The organism is Sphingobium sp. WTD-1 (genome assembly GCF_030128825.1).
GTDB lineage: Bacteria > Pseudomonadota > Alphaproteobacteria > Sphingomonadales > Sphingomonadaceae > Sphingobium.
The window spans coordinates 4,396,831-4,418,945 of record NZ_CP119127.1; the positions used below are offsets into that span (position 1 = coordinate 4,396,831).

20 protein-coding genes and 2 tRNA genes are annotated in these 22,115 nt (G+C 66.1%); 8 read left to right on the plus strand and 14 right to left on the minus strand.

The window, feature by feature from the left end:
• Window positions 1-66: 66 nt before the first annotated feature.
• Window positions 67-1,179 carry an NADH:flavin oxidoreductase/NADH oxidase gene (locus N6H05_RS21845; protein ID WP_284111664.1) on the plus strand — a complete coding sequence of 371 codons (1,113 nt, stop codon included), beginning with the start codon at window positions 67-69 and terminating at the stop codon, window positions 1,177-1,179.
• 32 nt (window positions 1,180-1,211) lie between these two features.
• Here N6H05_RS21845 and pyrG read toward each other — a convergent pair whose 3' ends face one another.
• The 3 genes from pyrG to tpiA all read right to left on the minus strand — a co-directional run bounded on the left by pyrG (window position 1,212) and on the right by tpiA (window position 4,297).
• The gene (pyrG, locus tag N6H05_RS21850; protein WP_284111665.1) at window positions 1,212-2,843 is read right to left on the minus strand and encodes a CTP synthase; all 1,632 of its coding nucleotides are present in this window, start codon (window positions 2,841-2,843) and stop codon (window positions 1,212-1,214) included.
• 90 nt (window positions 2,844-2,933) lie between these two features.
• Entirely contained in the window at window positions 2,934-3,311 is a 378-nt protein-coding gene (gene secG, locus N6H05_RS21855; RefSeq protein ID WP_284111666.1) for a preprotein translocase subunit SecG, read from the minus strand.
• A gap of 242 nt (window positions 3,312-3,553) precedes the next feature.
• Window positions 3,554-4,297 carry a triose-phosphate isomerase gene (tpiA, locus tag N6H05_RS21860; protein ID WP_284111667.1) on the minus strand — a complete coding sequence of 248 codons (744 nt, stop codon included), beginning with the start codon at window positions 4,295-4,297 and terminating at the stop codon, window positions 3,554-3,556.
• Window positions 4,298-4,506: 209 nt separating this feature from the next.
• Between tpiA and N6H05_RS21865 the strand changes: the two genes are divergently transcribed.
• Both N6H05_RS21865 and trpE read left to right on the plus strand, forming a co-directional pair.
• Window positions 4,507-6,456: a peptidylprolyl isomerase gene (locus N6H05_RS21865; RefSeq protein ID WP_284111669.1), complete on the plus strand. Its 1,950-nt coding sequence runs from the start codon at window positions 4,507-4,509 to the stop codon at window positions 6,454-6,456.
• Window position 6,457: 1 nt separating this feature from the next.
• Window positions 6,458-7,981, plus strand: a complete 1,524-nt coding sequence (gene trpE / locus N6H05_RS21870) for an anthranilate synthase component I (protein WP_284111670.1) — start codon at window positions 6,458-6,460, stop codon at window positions 7,979-7,981.
• 108 nt (window positions 7,982-8,089) lie between these two features.
• Here the strand turns inward: trpE and N6H05_RS21875 are convergent, their stop codons facing one another.
• Genes N6H05_RS21875 through pobA form a run of 3 tightly spaced genes read right to left on the minus strand, consistent with a single transcriptional unit; the run spans window position 8,090 to window position 10,830 of the window.
• Window positions 8,090-8,818: an extensin-like domain-containing protein gene (locus N6H05_RS21875; protein WP_284111671.1), complete on the minus strand. Its 729-nt coding sequence runs from the start codon at window positions 8,816-8,818 to the stop codon at window positions 8,090-8,092.
• Between the two features lie 3 nt (window positions 8,819-8,821).
• Window positions 8,822-9,592 carry an NUDIX hydrolase gene (locus N6H05_RS21880; RefSeq protein ID WP_284111672.1) on the minus strand — a complete coding sequence of 257 codons (771 nt, stop codon included), beginning with the start codon at window positions 9,590-9,592 and terminating at the stop codon, window positions 8,822-8,824.
• A 56-nt stretch (window positions 9,593-9,648) separates the two neighbouring features.
• Window positions 9,649-10,830, minus strand: coding sequence for a 4-hydroxybenzoate 3-monooxygenase (gene pobA, locus N6H05_RS21885; protein ID WP_284111673.1), 1,182 nt, complete (start codon window positions 10,828-10,830; stop codon window positions 9,649-9,651).
• Window positions 10,831-10,981: 151 nt separating this feature from the next.
• Here pobA and N6H05_RS21890 point away from each other — a divergent pair, with 151 nt between their 5' ends.
• Window positions 10,982-11,863 carry a helix-turn-helix domain-containing protein gene (locus tag N6H05_RS21890; RefSeq protein ID WP_284111674.1) on the plus strand — a complete coding sequence of 294 codons (882 nt, stop codon included), beginning with the start codon at window positions 10,982-10,984 and terminating at the stop codon, window positions 11,861-11,863.
• 51 nt (window positions 11,864-11,914) lie between these two features.
• Here the strand turns inward: N6H05_RS21890 and N6H05_RS21895 are convergent.
• Together N6H05_RS21895 and N6H05_RS21900 are read right to left on the minus strand one after the other, a co-directional pair.
• A tRNA-Ala gene (locus N6H05_RS21895) sits at window positions 11,915-11,990 on the minus strand.
• Window positions 11,991-12,060: 70 nt separating this feature from the next.
• Window positions 12,061-12,136 (minus strand) — tRNA-Ala (locus tag N6H05_RS21900).
• 255 nt (window positions 12,137-12,391) lie between these two features.
• On the opposite strand from N6H05_RS21900, the gene N6H05_RS21905 reads away from it, so the two are divergent.
• Complete coding sequence (locus N6H05_RS21905; RefSeq protein WP_284111675.1) at window positions 12,392-13,315, plus strand: DUF2171 domain-containing protein; 924 nt, start codon at window positions 12,392-12,394, stop codon at window positions 13,313-13,315.
• A gap of 45 nt (window positions 13,316-13,360) precedes the next feature.
• Here N6H05_RS21905 and N6H05_RS21910 read toward each other — a convergent pair whose 3' ends face one another.
• From N6H05_RS21910 to N6H05_RS21920, 3 genes are all read right to left on the minus strand, one after another.
• On the minus strand, window positions 13,361-14,194 hold the full coding sequence (locus tag N6H05_RS21910; RefSeq protein ID WP_284111676.1) for an HpcH/HpaI aldolase/citrate lyase family protein: 834 nt from the start codon (window positions 14,192-14,194) through the stop codon (window positions 13,361-13,363).
• The gene (locus N6H05_RS21915; RefSeq protein WP_017499873.1) at window positions 14,191-14,643 is read right to left on the minus strand and encodes a MaoC family dehydratase; all 453 of its coding nucleotides are present in this window, start codon (window positions 14,641-14,643) and stop codon (window positions 14,191-14,193) included. The genes N6H05_RS21910 and N6H05_RS21915 overlap by 4 nt, the downstream gene beginning before the upstream one ends.
• Before the next feature lie 62 nt (window positions 14,644-14,705).
• Entirely contained in the window at window positions 14,706-16,547 is a 1,842-nt protein-coding gene (locus N6H05_RS21920) for an acetyl/propionyl/methylcrotonyl-CoA carboxylase subunit alpha (protein WP_284111678.1), read from the minus strand.
• A 148-nt stretch (window positions 16,548-16,695) separates the two neighbouring features.
• Between N6H05_RS21920 and N6H05_RS21925 the strand changes: the two genes are divergently transcribed.
• A complete protein-coding gene (locus N6H05_RS21925) occupies window positions 16,696-17,058 on the plus strand; it encodes an endonuclease domain-containing protein (protein ID WP_284111679.1) in 363 nt (120 codons plus the stop codon).
• A 26-nt stretch (window positions 17,059-17,084) separates the two neighbouring features.
• Here the strand turns inward: N6H05_RS21925 and N6H05_RS21930 are convergent, their stop codons facing one another.
• The gene (locus N6H05_RS21930) at window positions 17,085-18,686 is read right to left on the minus strand and encodes a carboxyl transferase domain-containing protein (protein WP_284111680.1); all 1,602 of its coding nucleotides are present in this window, start codon (window positions 18,684-18,686) and stop codon (window positions 17,085-17,087) included.
• Window positions 18,687-18,725: 39 nt separating this feature from the next.
• Here N6H05_RS21930 and N6H05_RS21935 point away from each other — a divergent pair, with 39 nt between their 5' ends.
• Window positions 18,726-19,064: a DMT family protein gene (locus N6H05_RS21935; RefSeq protein WP_004211232.1), complete on the plus strand. Its 339-nt coding sequence runs from the start codon at window positions 18,726-18,728 to the stop codon at window positions 19,062-19,064.
• Window position 19,065: 1 nt separating this feature from the next.
• Here N6H05_RS21935 and N6H05_RS21940 read toward each other — a convergent pair whose 3' ends face one another.
• A complete protein-coding gene (locus N6H05_RS21940) occupies window positions 19,066-20,211 on the minus strand; it encodes an isovaleryl-CoA dehydrogenase (protein WP_284111681.1) in 1,146 nt (381 codons plus the stop codon).
• 85 nt (window positions 20,212-20,296) lie between these two features.
• Between N6H05_RS21940 and N6H05_RS21945 the strand changes: the two genes are divergently transcribed.
• Window positions 20,297-21,169 (plus strand): LysR family transcriptional regulator, encoded by an 873-nt coding sequence (locus N6H05_RS21945; protein ID WP_284111682.1) that lies wholly within the window; start codon window positions 20,297-20,299, stop codon window positions 21,167-21,169.
• Here the strand turns inward: N6H05_RS21945 and N6H05_RS21950 are convergent.
• A complete protein-coding gene (locus tag N6H05_RS21950; RefSeq protein WP_284111683.1) occupies window positions 21,166-22,011 on the minus strand; it encodes a bestrophin-like domain in 846 nt (281 codons plus the stop codon). The genes N6H05_RS21945 and N6H05_RS21950 overlap by 4 nt on opposite strands.
• Between the last annotated feature and the right edge of the window lie 104 nt (window positions 22,012-22,115).

The following is a 22,115-nucleotide window of genomic DNA, read 5'->3' on the forward strand; positions in this document are numbered from 1 at the left end:
TTCGGCCGCCCGGCCGGCTTCCTATCTTGCAGGCCTTCTCTATCCTCTCCCCTTCTGGAGACCTGCATGAGCGCTCCCAAGCTGTTCCAGCCCTTCGATATCGGCGGCCTTGCCCTCGACAACCGCATCGTGATCGCACCGATGTGCCAATATTCCGCCGTCGACGGCCAGATGAACGACTGGCACCTCATTCATCTGGGGCAACTGGCGCTGTCCGGCGCGGCGCTGCTGACGATCGAGGCGACCGCCGTGCTGCCCGAGGGGCGGATCAGCCATGCCGATGTCGGCCTGTGGGATGACGCCACGCAGGCGGCGATGCAGCGCGTGCTGGACGGCGTGCGCCGCCACAGCGACATGCCGATCGCGATCCAGCTCGGCCATGCCGGGCGCAAGGCATCCACCGAAGTGCCATGGAAGGGCGGCGCGCAGATCGCGCCCGATGCGGCCAATGGCTGGCAGACGGTCGCCCCCTCCGCCCTGCCCTTCACGCCGGGCACCCATGCGCCGATGGCGCTGGACAAGGCCGGGATCGACCGGCTGCGCGACGCCTTCGTCGCGGCGGCGAAGCGGGCTGACGCGATCGGTATCGACGCGGTCCAGCTCCACGGTGCCCATGGCTATCTGCTGCACCAGTTCCTCTCGCCGCTCTCCAACCAGCGCGACGATGATTATGGCGGCAGCCTGGAAAACCGGATGCGCCTGCCGCTGGAGATTTTCGATGCGGTGCGCGCCGCGTTCCCGACGCACAAGCCGGTGACGATGCGCGTGTCGGGCACCGATTGGGTCGATGGCGGCTGGGACATCGAGCAGACGGTCGCATTTGCCAAGACGCTGGAAGCGCGCGGCTGCAGCGCGCTCCATGTGTCGAGCGGCGGGCTCGACCCGCGCCAGGATATTCCGGTGGGGCCGAGCTATCAGGTGCCGCTGGCCCGCGCGGTCAAGCAGGCGGTCGACATGCCGGTGATCGCCGTCGGCCTGATCACCGATTTCGAGCAGGCCGAAGCGATCATCGGCACCGGCGACGCCGACCTGATCGCGATCGCCCGCACCATCCTCTATGACCCGCGCTGGCCCTGGCATGCCGCCGCCCATCTGGGCGCATCGGTGAAGGCCGCGCCGCAATATCTGCGCTGCCAGCCGCGCCAGTATCGCAATCTCTTCGACGCACCGAAGGGCTGAAACGAAAAACGGGGCCTTTCGGCCCCGTTCTTTTAAACCAACCGGCTCTGCTTGACCGCCGCTTCGATGAAGCTGGCGAAGAGCGGGTGCGGGTCGAACGGCTTGGACTTGAGTTCCGGGTGGAACTGCACGCCCACGAACCAGGGATGGTCGGGCCGCTCGACGATTTCTGGCAGCGTGCCGTCCGGCGACATGCCCGAGAAGATCAGGCCGCCCTTTTCCAGCGGTTCGCGATAGCCGGCATTGACCTCATAGCGGTGGCGGTGACGCTCGCTGATGTCGTTGCTGCCATAGATGCCGGCGACGACGCTGTTGCCCGCGAGCTTGGCCGGATAGGCGCCCAGACGCATGGTGCCGCCCAGATCGGTCTCGGCGGTCCGCTTCTGCAGGCCTTCCGCGCTCATCCATTCGGTGATGAGGCCGACGACCGGTTCGCTGGTTTCGCCAAACTCGGTGGTCGAGGCATTCTCGATCCCCGCCGTGTTCCGCGCGCCTTCGATGCAGGCCATCTGCATGCCAAGACAGATACCAAAGAAGGGCACGTCGCGTTCGCGCGCGAACTTGACCGATGCGATCTTGCCTTCCGACCCGCGCACGCCGAAGCCGCCGGGGACGAGGATGCCGTGCATCGGTTCGAGGCTGGCGGCGAGGTCGTCGCCCTTCTCGAACAGTTCGGCGTCGATCCACTTGATATTGACCTTCACCCGGTTGGCGAGGCCGCCATGGTGCAGCGCTTCGTGCAGCGACTTGTAGGCGTCGAGCAGGCCGACATATTTGCCGACCACGCCGATCGTCACTTCGCCCTCCGGGTTGAGCTGGCGATCCATGATGTCGGTCCAGCGGTCCATCGACGGCGCGGGCGCATCGGTGATGCCGAAGGCGCGCAGCACTTCATTGTCGAGACCCTCGGCATGATATTGCTCGGGCACGGCATAGATGCTCTTGGCGTCGAGCGCCGGGATGACCGCCTCGGGACGGACATTGCAGAAGAGGGCGATCTTCTTGCGCTCGCTCTCGGGCAGCGGATGCTCGGCGCGGCACAGCAGGATGTCGGGCTGGATGCCGAGCGAGGTCAGCTCGCGCACGCTATGCTGGGTCGGCTTGGTCTTCAGTTCGCCGGCCGCCGCGAGATAGGGCACCAGCGTCACATGGACGAAGATCGACTGGCCGCGATCCAGATCATTATGGAGCTGGCGAATCGCTTCCATGAAGGGCAGCGATTCGATGTCGCCGACGGTGCCGCCGATTTCGCACAGCACGAAGTCCAGATCGTCGGTCTCCGCCGTGGCGAACGCCTTGATCTCGTCGGTGACGTGCGGGATGACCTGGACGGTCGCGCCCAGATAGTCGCCGCGCCGTTCGCGCTGGATGATGGTCTGATAGACCCGGCCCTGGGTGACATTGTCCGACTGGCGGGCCGACACGCCGGTAAAGCGTTCATAATGGCCCAGATCGAGGTCGGTTTCCGCCCCGTCGTCGGTCACATAGACTTCGCCATGCTGATAGGGTGACATCGTGCCCGGATCGACATTGAGATAGGGGTCGAATTTCCGGATTCGCACGCGATAGCCCCGCGCCTGCAACAGCGCTGCCAAGGATGCGGCCATGAGGCCCTTACCAAGCGAGGAGACCACGCCGCCGGTGATGAAAATATACCGCGTCATGGGAGAAGAGGCTTAGCCTTATACAAACGAGTTGAGCAAGCGCGCGAATCCGCACGCTCGCAAAAAATATGACGATGAACGACGAAAAGGTCAGTTCGCGAGCGGAACTGCGCCGTTCGCTGCCGAACCATTGCCTGCCGTGGCGGCTGCGCCGGCCAGCGGATCAGCATTACCGGTCGTGGGTGCAGGCGCCTGCGTGGCGGGCGCCGACTTGACCAGCGAGGTATCGATGTCGCCGCCCGCGTGACGGACCGAGGCGATGACCGCCAGGGTGATCGACAACAGGACGAACAGGGTCGCCAGCACAGTGGTTGCACGCGTCAGGAAATCCGCCGCACCGCGCGCCGACATCAGCCCGGCCGGGCTGCCACCGACACCCAGACCGCCACCTTCCGACTTCTGCATCAGAATCACGGTGACCAGCAGGGCGGCGACGATCGCCTGCACGACGAGAAGGAAGGTGAACATGCGGGTTCTTTTCTGTCCAATGAAGGAATGCGTTGGCGCGCACATAGCGATGATGGGCCGCCGGGGCAACCGGCGAGCCTGTCGATGTGAACGAAGGCACGGATGAGGGCGCGTGCAGGGGCTGCTGCAGCTGGCCTTCCCTGATCGGTTTCGTTCAGCCAAGGCACCGCGAGAAGGAGACCGCCCCGACTCGCATCAAGCCAGAATGCCCCCTCTTCCGCACGAAGAGAGGGCGCTCCGCATCAGTCCGCGGCGGCGATCACCGGTTCGAACTTGGCGGCGGACAGGCTGGCGCCGCCGACCAGGCCACCGTCGACGTCCGGCAGGGCGATGATCTCGGCGGCATTGTCGCCGTTCATCGATCCGCCATAGAGGATGCGCATGGCGTCGGCCTGATCCTGGCCGATCCGGCTGGCAAGCGCAGCCCGCAAGGTGGCGTGCATCGACTGGATCGCCTCCAGCGTCGGAATGCGGCCGGTGCCGATCGCCCAGATCGGTTCATAGGCGACGGCCAGCCAGTCGGCGCTTGCGCCTTCAGGCAGCGAGGCGAGCAACTGGGCGGTGACCACTTCGTCGGCATCGCCCGCATCGCGCACAGCCAGCGTTTCGCCCACGCACAAGATCACCTTCATGCCCGCACCATGGGCGGCGACCGACTTGGCGGCGACATCGGCGTTGGTTTCGCCGCGCGTCTCGCGCCGTTCGCTATGGCCGGTGATGACCCAGGTCGCCCCCGCCTCGATCAGCATCTCCGCCGACAGCGAGCCGGTATAGGCGCCACTCAATTCCATATGGCAGTTCTGGGCGCCGATGAAGGCCGCGCCCCTCAGCTGCGACCCCGCCATGATCAGCGTCGCAGGCAGACATATCCCGACCTCCACCGCCGGATGCTGCGCCGCGACCTTGCCGATCGCCTCCACCTCGTCGAGATGCGCACGCATCCCGTTCATCTTCCAGTTGCCGACCACCAGCTTGCGCCTGCTCATCGGTCCAAGTCCCCTTGTGATTATTGCTGCACGTATCTGATCGAAATCCCGCGGACTTGCGCCCCGTCTCCATGGATCCCAGCCGGACGCACATGCCGATGGACGGCGATGCAGCATTTGTCCAGACCGTCCGCCACGGCTGCACTTGCCGCCGGGTCGATCCGCCCCTAAAGCGGGCCGCCATATCGCCGCATAAACCGGACATTCTCATGCTCTCTGTCTTCCGCAGTTTCATCCGCTCCAAATTCGGCGCCTTTTTTGCGATCCTCTTTCTGGGGTTGATCGCGGCGGCGTTCATCCTGGGCGACATTTCCAGCGGCAAGTTCGGGACCGGCCTGGGCGGCGGCGACACCGTCGCCAAGGCCGGCGGTTCCAAGCTGCGCATGAGCGAGCTGCAGGACCGTATCCAGCGCGTGTTCGAAAATGCGCGCCGCGAAAATCCGGGCATGCAGATCGGCGATTTCTTCGCCCAGGGTGGCGGCAAGCAGGTGTTCGACCAGCTGGTCGCGGCGCTGACGCTCAAGCAGTTCGCCAGCGATCAGGGCGTCCATATCAGCAAACGGCTGGTCGATGCGCAGATCGCGCAGATCCCCGCCTTCCAGGACGCGGCCGGCAATTTCAGCCAGGATAATTTCCGCGCCCTGCTGCAGCGCGAGCGGATCAGCGAACAGTCGCTGCGCGACGATATCAGCCGCGAAATCCTGCAGCGCCAGCTGCTGGCGCCGGTCGGCCTGGGCGTGAAGCTGCCCGACAGCGTGGCGCTGCCCTATGCGTCGCTGCTGCTGGAGGAACGCCAGGGCACGATCGCCGCGATCCCGGCCGCCGCCTTCCTGGACACGAAGGAGCCGACCGACGCGCAGGTCGCCGATTTCTACAAGAAGAATGCCGCGCGCTACACCATCCCGGAACAGCGCCGCATCCGCTATGCCGTGATCGACAGCGAGCGTTTCGCCCAGGCGGCGCAGCCGACCGAGGCGGAAATCACCGCCGCCTACAACCAGAACAAGGCGGCCTATGCCGCCAAGGAAAATCGCAGCGTCGAACAGCTTGTGCTGCCGACCCAGGCCGCTGCCAAGGCGATCGCCGACCAGGTGAAGGCCGGCAAGACGCTGGCCGCTGCGGCGCAGGGTGCTGGCCTTGCCGTGTCGACCCTGACCGACCAGAGCCGCGAGGCGCTCGCCGCCACCGCGTCCAAGCCGGTCGCCGACGCCGCCTTTGCCGCCAAGCAGGGCGAACTGGTCGGCCCGGTCCGTGGTTCGCTCGGCTGGATCGTGCTGCGCGTCACCGCGCTCAACAATGTCCCGGCCCGTGCGCTGGCGTCGGTGCGCGATGAGATCATCGCCACGCTGCGCACCCAGAAGGAAAAGCAGCTGCTGACCGACTTCACCGGCAAAATCGAGGACCAGATCGCCAATGGCGGCACCTTCGAGGAAGTCGCGAAGGATAATGGCCTGAAGCTGGAAACCTCGCCGCTGCTGGTGTCGAGCGGCAAGCAGGTCGAGGACGAGACCTATCAGCCCAACAGCGACCTGCAGCCGCTGCTGGCCCCCGTCTTCGCGATGAGCGCCGACGATGATGCCCAGTTGGTGCCGATCACCGCCGACAAGCGCTATGCGCTGGCAGCGCCGGGCGACATCGTCGCCCCCGCTCCGCCGCCGCTCGCCAAGATCAAGCCGCTGGTCGTAGCCCAGTACAAGCTGAGCCAGGGCTATGAGAAGGCGCAGAAGGTTGCCGAGGACATCCGCGCCAAGGTCGCCAAGGGCACCAAGCTGGCCGATGCGCTGGCCCAGGCCGGCGTCAAGCTGCCCGCCCCGCAGGTCGTGGGTGGCCGTCGCGCCGACCTGATGCGTGGCCAGCAGCGCCCGCCGGCGGAAATCGCCATCCTCTTCTCCATGGCCGCCAACAGCGTGAAGACCCTGCCGATCGGCCAGGATCGCGGCACCTTCGTGGTGCAATTGAACGCCATCAAGCGTGGTGACGCCGCCGGTCAGCCCGAATTGCTGAACCAGGTCCGCACCCAGCTGGGCGACGTCGTGGGCGAGGAATATGGCGCCCAGTTCGAGCGCGCGATCGAAAAGGACATGGGCGTGACCCGCAAGGCGAACGCCGTGGCCGAAGCCCAGAAGGCGCTGTCCGCCACCAATAGCGGCGAGCAGTAAGATGGCGGCGCAGGGGGGAATGGTGGACGGCACGGCCGTCGCTCGCGCGGCACTGGCACAGGGCCGTTCGGGTCTGGTGTGGCGGCGGCAGATTGCCGACACCGACACGCCGATCTCCGCTGCGCTCAAGCTGTTCGAGGCGGACCGGGGCGACTTCCTGCTGGAATCGGTCGAGGGCGGCGCGGTGCGTGGCCGCTACAGCCTGATCGGCCTGGCCCCCGACCTCGTCTATCGCGCCGAGGGCGCAAAGGGCGAGATCAACCGCCAATGGGCGACCGATCGCGACGCCTTTGTCCCCGCCGAACAGGATGCGTTGCAGGCGCTGCGCGCACTGGTCGCCGAATGCCGCGCCGATCTGGACCCCGCCCTGCCCGCCGCGCTCGCCTGTCTGGTCGGCTATTTCGGCTATGAGACGGTGGGCCTGGTCGAAAAGCTGCCCCGCCCCGCCGCCAACGACATCGCCCTGCCCGACATGCTGTTCGTGCGGCCGACCGTCATCCTGGTGTTCGATCGGCTGGCCGACGCCCTGTTCCTGGTCGCCCCGGTATGGAAGGATCAGGCCGCCGACGCGGAAAAGGCCATTGCGCAGGCGCTGGAACGGATCGACGCGACCGCCGCGCGTCTGGCCGCGCCGCTGCCGGCCGTGCCCGCCCCGGCCGACATTGCCGAGATCGACGTGACGCCGGTGCTGGAGCCGGGCCGCTATGCCCAGATGGTCGATCGCGCCAAGGACTATATCGTCGCGGGCGACATCTTCCAGGTGGTGCTGGCGCAGCGCTTCACCAGCCCCTTCACTTTGCCGCCGATCGCGCTCTATCGCGCGCTGCGCCGGATCAACCCGTCGCCCTTCCTCTATTATCTCGACCTGCCCGGCTTTGCGCTGATCGGGTCCAGCCCGGAGATCCTAGTCCGCGCCCGCGATGGCGAAGTGACGATCCGGCCGATCGCCGGCACCCGCCCGCGCGGCAAGAATGCGGTCGAGGACGCCGCCAACCGCGCCAGCCTGCTCGACGATCCCAAGGAACGGGCCGAGCATCTGATGCTGCTGGACCTCGGCCGCAACGATGTCGGCCGCGTCGCCAGCGCCGGCAGCGTCACCGTGACGGAAAGCTATACGGTCGAATTCTACAGCCATGTGATGCACATCGTGTCGAACGTGGTCGGCCGGCTGGCGCCGGAGAAGGACGCGATCGACGCGCTGTTCGCGGGCTTCCCCGCCGGCACCGTGTCGGGCGCGCCCAAGGTCCGCGCCTGCGAGATCATCGCCGAACTGGAGCCGGAAACGCGCGGCGCCTATGCCGGCGGCGTCGGCTATTTCGGGCCTGACGGCAATATGGACAGTTGCATCGTGCTGCGCACCGCCGTGCTGAAGGATGGCGTGATGCACGTCCAGGCCGGTGCAGGCATCGTCGCCGATTCGACCGCCGAATATGAGCAGCGCGAATGCGAGGCCAAGAGCGGTGCCCTGCTCGCCGCCGCGCGCGAGGCCGTCAGCCTGGCCAAGCAAGCCGGCTACGGGCAGTAATCCCACTAACAACATCCGTTCGTTTCGAGCCTGGTCGAGAAACGCTGGCACAGCGTCAACCGCTTCTCGACTTCGCTCGAAGCGAACGGATATTGGCAACCTCAATCTCTAACGACAGGCCCGCCAGCCCGTCGCGCCGCGTTCCGCCTGGTCGAGGTGAAAATGGTCGCGATGGGCGGCATTATAGTCGGGCGAGAGCACGGTCGAGAAAAGGTCGCAGGCGCCATCGCGCACCTCACGCAGGAAAGCGGCGTCCTTGCCCTCTCCCTTCCAGTCGCCGACCACGCTGATCCGGTGGCCATCGGCCAGCACGAAGCCCGCGACATCGATCGCATCGGCCGTGGCATGTTCGCTGAAATCCCCCTGGCTGCGGCCGTACATGCGCCGGCAGCTGTAGGAACCGAAATGGGTGATGGAGCGCACCGGCTGGCCGAACAGGCGCTGGGCGGCGGGCTGCACCACCTGCCATTCCCAGACGCGCAGGGCGGCAATCACCGGGCAGGATGGCGCAACGCCGGCGGGTGACAATGCGATCATGCCCTTTTCCGCCTTCAACCGGACCGCGTCGGCATAGCCGCACTGCCCCTCGCCCCCGCCCGGCTTCATCGCCGTATAGGCAATGCCCGCCCGGTCGAGCAGCGCCAGGCATTGCGCCCGGTTGCCGGTCAGGGCGGCAAGCTTGCGACCGGTGAACAGGCCGACCGGCTGCGACAGGTCCAGCCTGGTCCAGGGCAGATCCTGCGGTCGCTGGCGCAACAGCGCGTATCCGACCCAGAGCAGGCCAAGGATGACAGCGACAATGACAAGGGCACGAAGGGTCAGATGGAGGCGGCGCATGCCCTAACCACGCCGGACCTGCCGCATTGGTTCCGACGTGACCGGATAGCCCAGATGCGCCGGGATGCAGAGATGCGGCTCGCCGTCGCGCTCCTCGAACCAGGGGCGCACCTTTTCCACCGGGATGCTGCGGGCATGGGCGGCGAGCGCGTCGAAACTGTCATATTGCGCCAGCCGTTCCAGATTGCGGCGGGTGGGGAAGATGACATGGCCGTCGCCGCCATCGGCGCGGGCGATGGTCGCGGCGGCGCTGCTCCAGAACAGGCGGACATTCTCGGTCGCATCGACGCTCGCCTCCTGCCCCAGTGGCGCGCGGGCGAGATAGAAGCGGGTGTCATAGACGCGGATCGCCTTTTCCCGCGCAGACGGGTGCCAGCGGGCGAACGGCACCAGCGCATCCAGCGCCAGGGCGATGCCGCGCGGCGCCAGAAGATCGCCGAGCGACGCCCCGCCGAGCAGGCCCGCGCGAATCGCCGACACGGTCGCGGTATCGACAGAGCCCGCCAGACCGACGCCCAGGCCGCTTTCCTCGATCGTCTCGCGAATGGCCGCGATCCGTGCCGCGACCTCGTCACTGGCCAGATCGCTGGACATACTGGCGGCCAGCGCCCGGTCGCCATCGTCCACGCCGCCGCCCGGAAAGACCAGCGCACCGGCGGCAAAGGCCATGGTCGCGGCCCGTTCCATCATCAGCAGGTCGGGCGCTCCGCCCGGCCGGTCGCGCACGATCACGATCGTCGCTGCGGGGCGCCCCGCGTCATTCTCTTCGCTCATGCCCCGGTCTAGGCCGCATCCGGCGGGGCGGTAAAGCCCCGCCCTGGCCAGAGGCGTCAGGCGGCCATCAGCGGAAGGCCGACATAATTTTCCGCCAGCGTGCGCTGCGCCGCCTGCGACCCGCGAATATAGTCGATCTCGGCCGCCTGGATGCGGCGGGCAAAACCGTCCATGTCGGGGAAGCGGTGGGTGATCGAGGTGAACCACCAGGAGAAGCGCTCCGCCTTCCACACGCGGGCCAAAGCGCGGGCGGAATAGCCGTCCAGCCCGACATCCGATCCGCCGCGATAATGGTCGACCAGCGCCTCGCTCAGCATGATGACGTCCGACGCGGCGAGGTTGAGCCCCTTGGCGCCGGTCGGCGGCACGATATGGGCAGCATCGCCGGCCAGGAAAAGCCGGCCCCAGCGCATCGGTTCCGACACGAAGGAACGCAGCGGCGCGATCGACTTCTCGAAGCTCGGCCCGCGGGTAACGCGCGATGCCGCGTCGGGGCCAAGGCGCAGGCAAAGCTCGTCCCAGAAACGGTCGTCGGACCAGTCCTCGACCTGCTCGTCGAGGCCGCACTGGATATAATAGCGGCTGCGCGTGGGCGAGCGCATCGAGGCGAGCGCGAAGCCGCGCTCATGATTGGCGTAGATGAGTTCATGGTCGGCCGGCGGCACATCCGCGAGGATGCCGAGCCAGCCGAACGGATAGACGCGCTCGAAGGTGCGCAGCACATGGGCGGGGATGCTGTTGCGGCTGACGCCATGATAGCCGTCGCAGCCGACGACATAATCGCATTGCAATTCCTGCGCGACGCCATCCTGGCGCCAGCGGACCACCGGGTGATCGCCGTCCAGCCCCTCCAGCGCCACATCCTGCGCATTCCAGACGATCTCGACACCGCGTTCCGGCGCCGCCTCGAACAGGTCGTGCATCACCTCCTGCTGGCCATAGACGGTGACCGCGCTGCCGCCGGTCAGCGCCGCCATGTCGATGCGGAACAGCGAACCGTCGAGTGAAATCTGGGTGCCACCATGGACCAGCCCCTCGCGATCGAGCCGGGTGCCGAGGCCCAGGCGATGCATCAGGTCGATCGTCACCTGTTCCAGCACGCCGGCACGCACCCGCCCCTCGACATAGGTCCGGTCGCGCCGTTCCAGCACGACGGCGGCGATGCCCTCCGCCGCGAGCAGATGGGCCAGGAACATGCCGGCCGGGCCGGCGCCGATAATGGCTATGCTGGTGCGCATTCGCATCCTCTCATGATCCGGGCGCGCTGACGGCGCCCCTGTTTGTCCGATGCGCCCACCCTATCCTCATGGTCGGCGATGGACATGGGCGCACCAGCCTATTAATTGGACAATTCATCAGCCCCAGCGCATCCCGACGGGACCATGCCCGATGTCGAAACAGTCCTTTCCGACCTTCTACCTTTATGGGGAACCCCACAGGCTGGTGGCGGAGGGCTTCGTCCATGTCGAAACCCTGGACGATCGTTCGCGCCCCAGCGAATGGACGATCAAACCGCATGCCCATAGCGAGCTGAGCCATATATTCCTCATCACCTCGGGCGGCGGCGCGATGGAGGCGGATGGCGCGGAGCTGCGCTTTGTCGCGCCCAGCTTCCTGCTGGTGCCGGCCACCGCCGTGCATGGCTTCAAATGGCTGGAGGAAACCGCCGGCTTCGTCATCACCATGGCCGACGCCTATCTGCAGGATCTTGGCCGCCATGGCGCGGAACTGGCCGGCCTGTTCGAGCGGCCCGACGCGATCGAGATGGGCGCAGCGCAATTGCCGCCGGTCGAGCGGCTGGTGGCCGATCTGATGCGCGAACTCAGCTGGTCGGCGCCGGGCCACCGGGCGGCGGTCGATGCGGCGATGCTGTCGCTGCTGGTGACGGCACTGCGCCATCGCAGCGCCGCCGTCCACGCCGCCCCGCGCGCCGGACCGCATGCATCGATCGTGGCGCGACTGCGCGAACGGATCGAGCAGCGCTTCCGCCTGCGCGAACCGGTGTCGGTCCATGCCGCCGCGCTGGGCGTCAGCCAGACCGCGCTGCGCGTCGCCTGCGCCCGGATGGCGGGGCGATCGCCGGCGCAGATGCTGGACCAGCGCGCCCTGCTCGAAGCGCAGCGAGCCCTGCTCTATTCCAACCTGTCGATTGCCGAGATCGGCTTTTCGATCGGCTTTGCCGACCCGGCCTATTTCAGCCGCTTCTTCCAGCGCAACATGGGCCTGTCCGCCCGCGCCTATCGCGAGGCCCAGCAGGACGCGACCGGCTAAGACGCACGAACCCGTTCGCCTGTCGGCCTGATCCATATCTATCCGGAAAAATGGTGGAGCCTAGCGGGATCGAACCGCTGACCTCCTGCATGCCATGCAGGCGCTCTCCCAGCTGAGCTAAGGCCCCATCCTGATGCGGCCTGAACCGCGTGCCTGATGGTCAATGCCATGTCCGGCAAAGCCGTCGGCAAGATCTTTGGTGGAGCCTAGGGGGATCGAACCCCTGACCTCGTCATTGCGAACGACGCGCTCTCCCAGCTGAGCTAAGGCCCCAAAGGTGGGCTGCCTATAGGCGAGGGATTTTCGCCTTGCAACGGTCTTTTGCGCAAAAAATCACGGCCTTTCCTGATCTCGATCAAGAGCCCCGGAAATCGGCCCTTTCCGCCTTCGACAGGGCGGTTGAAAGGCGCGACGTTTCCCGCCCGTAACGCCCGGAACGATGGGCCGCGCCACCCATTGATGGCTTGTCGGTGCAACAAGCACGCACCACCGGAGGGCGATCCTCCGACAAGCACAAGGAGACGGACCATGGGTTATCAAGGCGGACGCCGCTATGGCGGCGATGATCGCTACTCGACCGACTGGGATCGCGGCAACGACCGTTATAATGATCGGTACAGGGCGTCGCGCGACGAGCGCGCCTATCGCTATGGCATGCGCGGCCAGTTCAGCGGGCCGGGCGCCCGCCCCTATCCTTCAGGCTATGACCCCGATGAGCGCGGCTTCTTCGACCGGGCCGGCGACGAGATCCGCAGTTGGTTCGGCGATGACGAGGCGGAACGCCGCCGCGAATATGACGAATATTATAACCGCCCCTATGGCGACCCGCGCGACCAGTCGAGCCGGCTTGGCTATGCCTCGGCCGCGCGCAGCGACTATCTGCCCGGCCGCGGCTTCACCCCCTATAGCGGCGAACGCAGCGGCTATGGCAGCGAAGACCATGGCTATCGCAACTATGCCTTTGGCCCACAGCAGGATTATGGCGCCCATCATGACAGCAACTATCATAGCTGGCGCCAGCAGCGGATCGACGAGCTGGACCGTGACTATGCCGAATATCAGCGCGAACATCGCGATCGCTTCAACAGCGAGTTCGGCACATGGCGCACCCGTCGCGGTGAACAGCGCCAGGCAGTGACGCAGGTGCGCGAGCATATGGAAGTGGTCGGCAGCGATGGCGAGCATGTCGGCACCGTCGACAAGCTGCGCGGCGACCGCATCATCCTGACCAAGAGCGACAGCGATGCCGGCGGTGTCCACCACTCCATCCCCTCCTCCTGGATCAAGTCGGTCGATGCGACCAAGGTGACGCTGGAGAAGAGCGCGGACGAAGCGCAGCATGCCTGGCGCATCGAGCGTGAGCAGCAGGCGCTGTTCGGCGATCGCGACGACACCCGCGGCACCTATGGCGCCGGGTCGTCGACCAACTATGAAAAGAGCCGTTACCGCTAAATCGGGACGGTGAATGAAAGGCCCGGCCGCAATGCCGGGCCTTTTTCATATGGCGGCCAGCACCCGCTGCGCCTGCACCAGATGCGGGCGATCAATCATCTTCCCGTCCAGCTTCAGCACGCCGGCACCCGGATTGGCGGCAAAGGCATCGATCACCGCGCGGGCATGATCGATCTCCGCCTGGGTCGGGGTGAAACCGGCATTGATCGCCGCGACCTGAACCGGGTGGATCGCCATCATGCCGGTAAAGCCGTCGCGTCGCGCCCGGCCGACATAGGCGGCCAGATCATCCATCGCATCGATCCGGGGGAAGACCGTGTCGATCGCCGCAACGCCGCTAGCATGGGCCGCGAACAGGGTCAGGCTGCGCGCCATCTCGATCGGCGCGGTATAGCGGCCATCGGCTTCGCGCGCGCTGGTGGCGCCGATCGACGCGGGCAGATCCTCCGCGCCCCAGGTCAGGCCGGCAAGCCGATCACGAACACTGCGATAGCTGCCAAGCTCGAACAGGGCGGCGGGGGTTTCCGTGGCGATCGGAAGGATCGGCGGCAGCCGCCCGGCCCCGTCCAGCTCTTCGAGCGCCAATATGCTGGCTGCGCCTTCCGCCTTGGGCAGCATGATGCCGTCGGGCGCGGCCGGCAGGATGATAGCCAGATCGGCCGCCGTTTGCCCGCCCTCCAGCGGATTGAGCCGCACGAAGGCGGTGCAATCGCGCGCGCGCGCCAGCCAGCCGGCGATCGCTTCACGGGCATAGCCCTTGCGCTCGGGTGCGACCGAATCCTCCAGGTCGAGGATGATCGCGTCCGCGCCGCTCGCCGCCGCCTTGTCGAACCGTTCGGGGCGATCGCCGGGGACAAAGAGCAGCGAGCGGAGTTTCATGCAGACCTCTTCTTGAGCAACGCCATGCGCAGGCACTGGCAGACAATCTCGTCCCGCTGATTGAGCAGGCGATGGGTGAAGGTGACGATGCCGGCCTCGGGACGCGAGCGGCTTTCCTTGAGTTCGGTGACTTCCGTCTCGCAGCGCAGCGTATCGCCGATGAACACCGGTTTGGGCATGACCAGCCTGTCATAGCCCAGGTTCGCGACCAGCGTGCCCATGGTGGTATCCCCCACCGACAGGCCGATCATCAGCGCGAAGCTGAACGTGCCGTTGACCAGGATCTGGCCGAATTCCGACGCCTTCGCCGCCTCGGCATCCAGATGCAGCGGCTGGGGATTATGGGTCATGGTGGTGAACAGCAGATTGTCGGTCTCGGTCACCGTGCGGCGCAATTCATGCGCGATCCGGTCCCCCACCTGCCATTCGTCGAAATGCCTGCCCGCCATATGTCGCCCTCTATATAAATATGCACAATAGTGCAATTATCATTCCATGAAGCCGGATCGGCTCAACCTTCGCTATGATCGATCCGGGCCAGCAGCACGCCCTCGCTCACCTGCCCGCCCTCGGCCGCGTTCAACTCGGCGACCACGCCGTCGAACGGCGCGACCAAGCTATGCTCCATCTTCATCGCTTCGAGCGTCAGCAGCTTCTGCCCCTTGGTCACCGCCTGTCCGGCCGTCACCGCCACCGCAATGATGCGGCCGGGCATGGGCGACAGGATCGCCCCGTCGGATGCCGCACCGCCAGCGCCACCGGCGACACGCCAGGGCGTCATTTCCCAGACCTGCCCACCCTCGGCAATCAGCACATCCTCCAGCGGCCGTGCGTCGCCCAGACGCGGATCATAGCGCACGACATGGGGATGGCCGTTCAGCAGGAAATTCGCTTCCGCCCGGACCGGCGCATTGAGGCGGAAGCCCGCCAGCGCCCCGCCCGGCGTCAGCGCCGCAGCCGCATCAGCCAGTGCCGCATCGGACGGATCGGCCGGCGGCAACAGCGCATCGCCCTCCCGCGCGATCAGGCCAGTGTCGAGCCGGGCCGCCGCGAAATCCGCATTCTCCAGCGCCTTGACCAGAAAGCCCGCATTGGTGCGCAGCGGCCAGATCACCGTCTCATCAAGCGCCGCCGCCAGCCGCAGCCGTGCCGCGTCGCGCGTGTCGCCATGGGCGATGACCTTGGCGATCATCGGATCATAATAGGGCGAAATGGCTGCCCCTTCCTCGACGCCGGTATCGATGCGCGCACCGCCGCCCAGTTCGAACGTATCGAGCGTACCGATCGAGGGCAGGAAGCCCTTGGCCGGATCCTCGGCATAGAGGCGCGCTTCCATCGCCCAGCCATTGATCGACAGCTGCTCCTGCGTCCGGGGCAGCGGTTCGCCCGACGCGACCCGCAACTGCCATTCGACCAGATCCTGGCCGGTAATCTCCTCGGTCACGGGATGTTCGACCTGAAGCCGGGTGTTCATTTCCATGAACCAGATGCGGTCGGCGCGTAGCCCGTCCGAACCGTCGGCGATGAACTCGATCGTGCCGGCGCCGACATAGTCGACCGCCTTGGCCGCATTGACCGCCGCCTGGCACACGGCCGCACGGGTCGCTTCATCCATGCCCGGCGCGGGCGCTTCCTCGATCACCTTCTGGTGGCGGCGCTGGAGCGAACAGTCGCGCTCGAACAGATGGACGACATTGCCATGCTTGTCGCCGAACACCTGCACCTCGATATGGCGCGGGTTGGTGATCCATTTTTCCAGCAGCACCTGGTCGTTGCCAAAGCTGGACGCCGCCTCACGCCGGCAGGACGCTAAAGCGTCAGCGAAATTGACAGGGTCATCCACCTTGCGCATGCCCTTGCCGCCGCCGCCGGCCACCGCCTTGATCAGGACGGGATAGCCGATCGCCTCCGCCTCCGCCGCCAGCCGCTCAGGCGACTGGTCTTCGCCCAGATAGCCCGGCGTGGTGGGGACACCGGCCTGTTGCATCAGCTTCTTGGCCGCATCTTTGAGACCCATGGCGGTGATGGAGGACGGGTTGGGGCCGACCCAAATCAGCCCCGCGTCGATCACCGCCTGGGCAAACTCGGCATTTTCCGACAGGAAGCCATAGCCGGGATGAATCGCCTGCGCCCCTGTCGCTTTCGCTGTCGCGATGATGCGGTCGCCGACCAGATAGGATTCGCGCACCGGCGACGGGCCGATATGCACCGCCTCGTCCGCTTCGCGCACATGCAGCGCGTCGGCATCGGCATCGGAATAAACCGCGATCGTGCGGATACCCAGCCGCCGCGCGGTGCGGATCAACCGACAGGCAATTTCGCCACGATTGGCGATGAGGAGGGATTCAAGCATGGACATCTCCGGTTATTCCTCCCCGAGCTTGTCTCGGGGAGGGGGACCATGCGAAGCATGGTGGAGGGGTAATGGTGCGATGCTGAGAAACCGGGCGCCCAAGGCAGGAAAGCGCGCGACGCGAGCCGCGCGGCAGTTGCGGCGAACGATGTCCCTGCCCGAAATATTGGTGTGGCAAACGTTGCGGCAGCGACCAGGTGGCCTGAAATTTCGTCGCCAGCATCCAAGTGGCGCCTATATTCTCGATTTTTATTGCATGGATGCCCGTCTGGCCATCGAGATTGATGGCAGCGGGCATGACGACAGCGCCAGGCAGCGCCATGACGCTGCGCGCGATGCATGGTTCGCTGCGGCGGAAATTACGACTTTGCGGATTGCGGCTCGTGATGTGCTGGGTGACCTCGATGCCGTCATGACAGGAATTTTGGCGGCAGCGCACGCGCGCCTGCCCCTCCACCACCCGGCTGCGCCGGGCGGTCCCCCTCCCCGAGACAAGCTCGGGGAGGAATGAAAGGAGCGCCATCGCCTCCACCCCGATCACATCCGGAACACGCCAAATTGCGCGCGATCGTCTACCGGCGCATTGAGCGCGGCGGCGAAGGCCAGCCCCAGCACGTCCCGTGTCTGGGCCGGGTCGATCACGCCGTCGTCCCACAGGCGCGAGGTCGCGAAATAGGGATTGCCTTCATCCTCATATTTCTGGCGCACCGGCGCCTTGAAGGCTTCCGCCTGTTCCGCCGTCCATTTGGCGGCGTCGCGGTGGACGGTCGCCAGCACGCTGGCCGCCTGTTCGCCGCCCATCACGCTGATGCGGGCATTGGGCCAGGTGAAGAGGAAGCGCGGCTGATAGGCGCGGCCGCACATGCCGTAATTGCCCGCGCCGAAGCTGCCGCCGATCAGCACAGTGACCTTGGGCACCTGTGCCGTCGCCACCGCCGTCACCAGCTTGGCGCCATGCTTGGCGATCCCTTCCGCCTCATATTTGCCGCCGACCATGAAGCCGGAGATATTCTGGAGGAACAGCAGGGGCACGCGCCGCTGGCAGGCCAGTTCGATGAAATGGGCGCCCTTCTGCGCGCTTTCGCTGAACAGCACGCCATTGTTCGCCAGGATCGCCACCGGCATGCCCCAGATATGGGCGAAGCCGCAGACGAGCGTGGTGCCGTAGAGCGGCTTGAACTCGTGAAACTCGCTGCCGTCGACGATCCGCGCGATCACTTCGCGCACATCATAGGGCGCGCGCACATCCTGGGGGATGATGCCATAGAGATCGGCCGGGTCGAACCTGGGCGGGCGCGGGTCGCGCAGGTTGAGGTCGCTCTGGCGATCGGGCTGCAGGGTCGAGACGATGTCGCGCACGATCGACAGCGCATGCTCGTCATTGTCCGCGACATGATCGACCACGCCCGACTTGCGGCCATGCAGGTCGCCGCCGCCCAGATCCTCGGCGCTGATGACCTCGCCCGTCGCCGCCTGCACCAGCGGCGGGCCGGCAAGGAAGATGGTGCCCTGGTTGCGGACGATCACCGTCTCGTCCGACATGGCCGGGACATAGGCGCCGCCGGCGGTGCAGCTACCCATGACGCAAGCGATCTGCGGAATGCCGCGCGCCGACAGGTTCGCCTGATTATAGAAGATGCGGCCGAAATGGTCGCGGTCGGGGAAGACCTCCGCCTGGTTGGGCAGGTTGGCGCCGCCGCTGTCGACCAGATAGACGCAGGGCAGCCGGTTTTCGAGCGCGATTTCCTGCGCGCGCAGATGCTTCTTCACCGTGACCGGATAGTAAGTGCCGCCCTTCACCGTGGCGTCGTTGCAGGCGATCATCACCTGGCGCCCCGACACCCGGCCGATGCCGGCGATCATGCCGGCGCCCGGCACCTCGTCGCCATATTGGCCGTTGGCGGCGAGTTGACCGATCTCAAGGAAAGGCGAGCCTGGATCGAGCAGTCGTTCGACGCGATCACGCGGCAACAGCTTGCCCCGCCCGGTGTGCTTGTCCCGCGCGGCCGGCGATCCGCCCAGCACCGCGTCGGCAACCTTACCACGCAATTCCTCCGCCAGCGCGCGATTATGCGCAGCATTGGCGCGGAAGCCTTCGCCATCGGGCGACAGCTTGCTGTCCAGCACCGGTGCGCTCATGCCCTCGCCTTCCCGGCGTCCGCGTGCCACAGAGCAGATATGCCCACCATCATTCTCCTCATCCTCTCCAACCTGTTCATGACCACCGCCTGGTACTGGCACCTCAAGGGCGGCATGAACAAACCGCTGATGCTGGTCATCCTGATCAGCTGGGCAATCGCCTTCGTCGAATATTGCCTGGCGGTGCCCGCCAACCGCATCGGCTTTGCCCATGGCTGGTCCGCCGGACAACTCAAGATCGCGCAGGAAGCCATCGCCCTCGTGATCTTCGGCATCTTCATGGTGACGGTGCTGGGCGAACCGCTCCACTGGCGCCACGCAGCGGCCTTTGCCTGCATCATGGCGGCGGTCGGCTTCCTGTTCGTGGGGCGGAGCTGAATCACGCCCCAATTAATTCCCGGCCGATCAGCATCCGGCGAATCTCGTTGGTGCCGGCGCCGATATCGAGCAGCTTGGCGTCGCGCATATAGCGTTCGACCGGCCAGTCCTTGGTATAGCCCGCGCCGCCCAGCGCCTGCACCGCCTCCAGCGCGACCTTCATCGCATTCTCGCTGGCCAGCAGGATGGCGCCGGCCGCGTCGAAGCGGGTGGTCTTTCCCGCGTCGCAGGCGCGCGCCACGGCATAGACATAGGCGCGCGCACTGTTGAGCGCGACATACATGTCGGCGACCTTGGCCTGCATCAGCTGGAACGCGCCGATCGGCTTGCCGAACTGCTTGCGTTCGCGAACATAGGGCAGCACCGTGTCGAGGCAGGCCTGCATGATGCCGAGCTGGATGCCGGCGAGCACGGTGCGTTCATAGTCGAGGCCCGACATCAGCACGCCCGCGCCGCCGTTGAGCGGCCCCATGATATTCTCTTCCGGCACTTCGCAATCGTCGAACACCAGTTCGGCGGTCGGACTGCCGCGCATGCCGACCTTGTCGATCTTCTGGCCGATCGAGAAACCCTTATAGCCCTTCTCGATCAGGAAGGTGGTGATGCCCTTGGAGCCATCACCGGTCTTGGCATAGACGACCAAAGTGTCCGCCTCGGTCGCGTTGGTGATCCAGAATTTCGTGCCGTTGAGGACGTAGCGATCGCCCTTCTTCTCGGCCTTCAGCTTCATCGACACGACATCGGACCCGGCGCCAGCCTCCGACATGGCCAGGCTACCGACATGCTCGCCGGAAATCAGCTTGGGCAGATAGCGCGCCTTCTGCGCATCATTGCCCCAGCGGCGGATCTGGTTGACGCAGAGGTTTGAGTGCGCGCCATAGCTGAGACCTATGGAGGCCGAGGCCCGCGCCACTTCCTCCTGCGCCACCACATGCTCCAGATAGCCCAGGCCCAGGCCGCCATCGGCCTCGGCCACGGTGATGCCGTGCAGGCCGAGCGCGCCCATGGCGGGCCACAGGTCGCGGGGGAACCAGTCCTTGGCGTCGATCTGCGCCGCCAGCGGGGCGATATGATCGGCGGCGAAACGGGCGGTGCTTTCGCGGATCATGTCCGCATGCTCGCCCAGGGCGAAATCGAAATCGGTCATTGGCATCTCTCCTGCGCCGCACCCTAGTCCTGAACGCGGCAAGGGAAAAATTGAAACCACGGGCAGGAGTGTATAGTTTCCATCTATGATCGAACGCTATCTGCTGCGCTATTTCCTGGCGGTCGTGGACCAGGGCAATTTCTCCCGTGCGGCGGCACATTGCCTGGTGTCGCAACCGACCCTGTCGGTCGGCATCGCCAAGCTGGAACAGGCGGTCGGCGCGCCCTTGTTCCTGCGCAGCAACCAGCGGGTCGAACTGACCGAGGCCGGCAGTCGCCTGTTGAGCCACGCCCGGCGGATCGAGCGCGAGTTCAACCTGGCCGAACAGGCGGGCGCGCAGACGGCCGAAATCCAGACACTGCGCATCGGCCTGCTGACCAGCATCGCCGGCGCGCCGGTGGCGGCAGCGGTCGCCGCCTGCCCGGCCGAGGCGCGCGGACGGGTGGAGTTTATTCCGGGGTCGGAACGCGAATTGCTCGGGCGGCTGGATGCCGAGCGGATCGATGTGGCGCTGACCCTGGTGCGGCCGGGCGCGGAAGAGCGCTATGCGGCGCGGATACTGGCCGAGGAAGGCTATGGCCTGGCCCTGCCCGCCGACCACCAGCTGGCCGAACGCGAGGCGATCGCGGCGGAAGAACTGGCGGGCGAGACGATGATCGTGCGCCGCCATTGCGAGGCGCTGTCGGCGACCAGCCGCTATTTCGTCGATCGCGGCATCCGCCCGCATTTCGCCTATCGGTCGACCAATGACGAGCGGGTGATGCAGATGGTGGCAGCCGGCCTGGGCGTCACGGTGATGCCGCTGGGGTATCAATGGCCCGGCATGGCGCGCGCGGCGCTGCGCGACTTTGGCGAACGGCGGACGCTCGGCCTGCTCCATGGTCCGCGCGCCATTCCCCTGCGCGAGACGCCACCGCCGATGCTGCGCGCATTGGCGGTGGCGTTTGGTCGCGCCTAGGTTGCCGGCGTAGCGACCGGCTTGCGCCAGGTATCGAAGGTGCCGGGCGGCTGCTGCTTCAGCGTCTCGCGCAGATCGATCATCGGCCCCTGGCTTTCGACGATATTGCCGTTGGCCGGCCGGTCGATGTCGATGATCAACATGTAGGACATAGTGAAGAGCAGGAACAATATGCCCGCCAGCATCCGCCCCTGCGTTTCCGACCGGGCATAGCCCAGCATCCCCGCGGTCACCGCGATATAGAGCCACAGCGCCAGGAATACTTCGCCCGGCACCCGCACCTTGCGCGCCGCCTTGCGCGCACTGTCCATGTCGATCACGTCATTCATCGCCGAATGGAGCGAGGAGGCGAGCGCGGAATTGCCGATCGTGTCGGTCGCCGCCAGCGTGCCCGCCCATAGCTCGACCAGCAGCCGGTCACTGGTGACGACCAGCGGCGGCGCCTTATCGGGCTTGGCCGCGCCCAGGTCGACACGATTATTGGTGTAATTGACCAATATCTGCGACAGGCGGGTGCGGTGCGGTTCCGGCAATCCCTGGACACGCAGATAAGCGGTGCCGATCGCATTGGCTTCATCCAGCACCAGCGCCCGGCGCGTTTCGAACCGGCCAACCGCCAGTGCGAAGGTGAAGCCCAGCAGCAGCGCAACCAGACCGATCACGGCAGAGACGATATAGCCCTCCGCCCCACCTTCCTCCTTGGCGCCCTTGTGCGTCAGCATCAGCCGCACGCGCCGCCGCAGGAAATAGCCAGTTGCCGCCGTCAGCATCATGGTTGCCAGCATCAGCAGCCCAACCAGCAGGATGGGCAGCTTATCCAGAAATTCCGCCAGATTGGCCATATGACCCCCTCAGTTTATCGAGGGCAACATGTGCCGTTTCGGGGGCCGGGAGCCATCGGGCGAAACACCGGCTTAGCTCGGGGATTATCCCTAGTGGTTACCGC